Raw genomic sequence first — 3661 nt, forward strand, 5'->3', positions numbered from 1 at the left:
TGGGGCCGCTTTGCGCCCCAGCGCGGGCAAGCCCGCTCGCCACAGGAGGGTTGCCCAACACTAGAGGTTTGCCCAATGGAACAGGTCTGCGCCCACAAAAGTTTATGCGCCACCAGCAGACAAGCCACGTATCACACGTCCGAAGTGAACGACCCGATTCTTTATGACTGATTGGAAACCCATCATGAAAACAATACGCATCACTCAGCCAGTCAAGGCACTGGCCCTCGCCCTCGGGCTGTTCAGCGCCGTCGCCCATGCCGCCGACGCGCCGCTCAAGGTCGGCACCACCGCCGCCTTCGCCATCCCGCTGGAGGCCGCCGTGGAAGAGGCTGGCAAGCAGGGCCTGAAGGTCGAGCTGGTGGAATTCACCGACTGGATCGCGCCCAACGTCAGCCTGGCCGCCGGTGATATCGACGTGAACTACTTCCAGCACATCCCGTTCCTGGAAAACGCCAAGGCCGCCGCCGGTTTCGACCTGGTGCCCTTCGCCCCCGGCATCATCAACAACGTCGGTCTCTACTCGAAGCAGTACAAGAGCTTCGCCGAGCTGCCCGAGGGCGCCACCGTGGCCATCGCCAACGACCCGATCAACAGCGGCCGTGGCCTGCAACTGCTGGCCAAGGCTGGCCTGATCACCCTCAAGCCCGGCGTCGGCTACAAGGCCACCGAGGACGACATCGTCGCCAACCCGAAGAAGATCAAGATTCTCCAGGTCGAGGCCGTGCAACTGGTGCGAGCCTACGATGACGCCGACCTGGTGCAGGGCTACCCGGCCTACATCCGCCTGGCGAAAAGCTTCGATGCCGGTTCGGCGCTGCTGTTCGACGGCCTCGACCACAAGGAGTACGTGATCCAGTTCGTCATCCAGCCGAAGGAGAAGAACGACCCGCGGCTGATCAAGTTCGTCGACATCTACCAACATTCGCCCGCCGTGCGCGCCGCCCTGGACAAAGCCCATGGCAAGCTGTACCAGGCCGGCTGGGAAGGCTGACATGAGCGTCGTCAGCCTCCAGCGCCCGCTGGACGAAGTGCCACGCGAAGCCGAACGGACCGAACTGCACCCCGAACTCAACCGCGCCCACGTACGCTTCATCGGCGTGGGCAAGACCTACGACGGCCACCATGGCCCGGTGAATGCCCTGCAGGGCATCGACCTGGCGATCCAGCGCGGCGAGGTGTTCGGCATCATCGGCCGCAGCGGCGCCGGCAAGTCGTCGCTGATCCGCACCATCAACCGCCTGGAGCAACCCACGGCGGGGCGGGTGCTGATCGACCAGGTGGACATCGGCGAGTTCGACGAGGACCGCCTGGTGGAACTGCGGCGGCGGGTCGGGATGATCTTCCAGCACTTCAACCTGATGTCGGCCAAGACCGTCTGGCAGAACGTCGAACTGCCGCTGAAGGTGGCCGGGGTGCCGAGGCTCGCGCGCGAGCAGAAGGTCCGCGAGCTGCTGGAACTGGTCGGCCTGCGGGACAAGCACAAGGCCTATCCGGCGCAACTGTCCGGTGGGCAGAAGCAGCGGGTGGGGATTGCCCGCGCGCTGGTGCATGACCCGGCGATTCTGCTGTGCGACGAGGCGACGTCGGCGCTCGACCCGGAGACCACCCAGTCGATCCTTGGCCTGCTGCGCGAGATCAACCGGCGCCTGGGCCTGACCGTGGTGCTGATCACCCACGAGATGGCGGTGATCCGCGAGATCTGCGATCGCGTGGTGGTGCTGGAGCACGGCAGGGTAGTCGAGCAGGGGCCGGTGTGGCAGGTGTTCGGTGACCCGCAGCATGAGGCCAGCCGGACCTTGCTCGCGCCGCTGCAGCATGCGCTGCCCGAGGAGTTGCAAGGCCGCTTGCGGGCGCAACCGGAGTCGGCGGATTCGGCGGTGGTGCTGCGTCTGCAGTTCACCGGCAGTGCCAGCGACGAACCGGATCTGGCCGCGCTGTTCAGTGCCCTCGGTGGGCGGGTGCGGCTGTTGCAGGGGGGCGTCGAACGGATCCAGGGGCATGCCCTGGGGCAGTTGCTGCTGTCGGTGAGCGGCTCGCCGCTGGACGCCGAGACGCTGCGCCAGCGCGCGGCCCGTTGGGCGCAACAGGTGGAGGTGCTCGGCCATGTGGCTTGATCGGTTGTGGCAGGGGGTGATCGACACCTTCCTGATGGTTGGCGTGTCGTCGCTGATCGCGTTGTTGCTGGGCATTCCGCTGGCGGTGATCCTGGTCACCAGCCACAAGGGCGGGATCTACGAGGCGCCGGCGGTGAACCGGGTGCTGGGGGCGTTCGTCAATCTGTTCCGCTCGATTCCGTTCCTGATCCTGATGGTGGCGCTGATCCCGTTCACCCGGCTGATCGTCGGCACCACCTATGGTGTGTGGGCGGCCGTGGTGCCGCTGACCATCGCCGCTACGCCGTTCTTTGCGCGGATCGCCGAGGTGAGCTTGCGTGAGGTCGATCATGGCCTGATCGAGGCAGCGCAGGCCATGGGGTGCCGGCGCTGGCATATCGTCTGGCACGTGCTGCTGCCCGAGGCGTTGCCGGGGATCGTCGGCGGTTTCACCATCACCCTGGTGACCATGATCAATTCCTCGGCGATGGCCGGCGCGATCGGCGCGGGTGGGTTGGGGGACATTGCCTACCGCTATGGCTACCAGCGCTTCGACAGCCAGGTGATGCTGACGGTGATCGTGCTGCTGGTGATCCTGGTGGCGGCGATCCAGTTCGGTGGGGATCGGTTGGCGCGGGCGCTCAACAAGCGCTGAGATATCTGGCGCCTGGAAGATCGCTTTCGCGGGCAAGCCACGCTCCTACAGGGCTTCGTCTAACACGGGACTCGTGTATGACGTCCCTCTGTAGGAGCAGTGCTTGTCGGGACGCCGAACCGCCGCGAAGGGTCCCTCCCGGACGCAGCAGCAATCCGCAGGGTGATATATTCAGTTCATCCACCCCAACGCGCAGAGTCCCGATGAAAACCCTCGGCCCCGACGACCTCAACCAGATCGCCTCCACCACCCTCGGCCACTACAACCGTACCGCCGAGGGCTTCCGCGAAGGCACCCGCGACCACGACGTCAGCCAGAATATCGACGCTCTGTTGCGCCATATCCGGGGGGCGGCGCCGTTCACCATCCTCGATTTCGGCTGCGGCCCCGGCCGGGATCTCAAGACCTTCACCCGCCTGGGCCATACTGCCGTCGGCCTCGACGGCACCGAACGTTTCGCACAGATGGCCCGCGAGGACAGCGGTTGCGAGGTACTGCAGCAGAACTTCCTCGAGCTGGACCTGCCGGCGCAACGTTTCGACGGCATCTTTGCCAATGCCGTGCTGTTCCATGTGCCCCTGCAGGAACTGCCGCGCGTCCTGGGGCAACTGCATGCCACGCTCAAGCCGGGTGGCGTGCTGTTCAGCTCCAACCCGCGTGGAGAAAACCAGGAGGGTTGGAATGGCGAGCGGTATGGCTCATATCACGACCTGGAGGCCTGGCAGGCGTTGCTGACTGCGGCAGGCTTCGTCGAACTGGAACACTACTATCGCCCGGCCGGGCTGCCGCGTGAGCAGCAGCCCTGGCTTGCCAGCGTCTGGCGCAAGATATAGCGCGCCCTCGGGAGCTTGCGAGGGGTTGAACATTGGATTGTCCATTCCTGAGTGACAGTCAAACCGATTTGAGCCGC

Annotated in this window: 4 protein-coding genes; all 4 read left to right on the forward strand. The window is 65.3% G+C overall.

Translation table 11 applies throughout. From position 1 onward, the window contains the following. Positions 1–184: 184 nt before the first annotated feature. The 4 genes from K675_RS0116375 to K675_RS0116390 all read left to right on the forward strand — a co-directional run bounded on the left by K675_RS0116375 (position 185) and on the right by K675_RS0116390 (position 3584). Complete coding sequence (locus tag K675_RS0116375) at positions 185–994, forward strand: MetQ/NlpA family ABC transporter substrate-binding protein (RefSeq protein ID WP_017904583.1); 810 nt, start codon at positions 185–187, stop codon at positions 992–994. A 1-nt stretch (position 995) separates the two neighbouring features. Then, entirely contained in the window at positions 996–2117 is a 1122-nt protein-coding gene (locus K675_RS0116380) for a methionine ABC transporter ATP-binding protein (RefSeq protein ID WP_017904584.1), read from the forward strand. Next, positions 2107–2751 (forward strand): methionine ABC transporter permease, encoded by a 645-nt coding sequence (locus tag K675_RS0116385; protein ID WP_017904585.1) that lies wholly within the window; start codon positions 2107–2109, stop codon positions 2749–2751. Before K675_RS0116380 ends, K675_RS0116385 begins: the two co-directional genes overlap by 11 nt. 203 nt (positions 2752–2954) lie before the next feature. Next, entirely contained in the window at positions 2955–3584 is a 630-nt protein-coding gene (locus tag K675_RS0116390) for a class I SAM-dependent methyltransferase (protein ID WP_017904586.1), read from the forward strand. Positions 3585–3661: the final 77 nt, after the last annotated feature.

This window comes from Pseudomonas fuscovaginae SE-1, assembly GCF_000364705.1.
Classification (GTDB): Bacteria; Pseudomonadota; Gammaproteobacteria; order Pseudomonadales; family Pseudomonadaceae; genus Aquipseudomonas; species Aquipseudomonas fuscovaginae_A.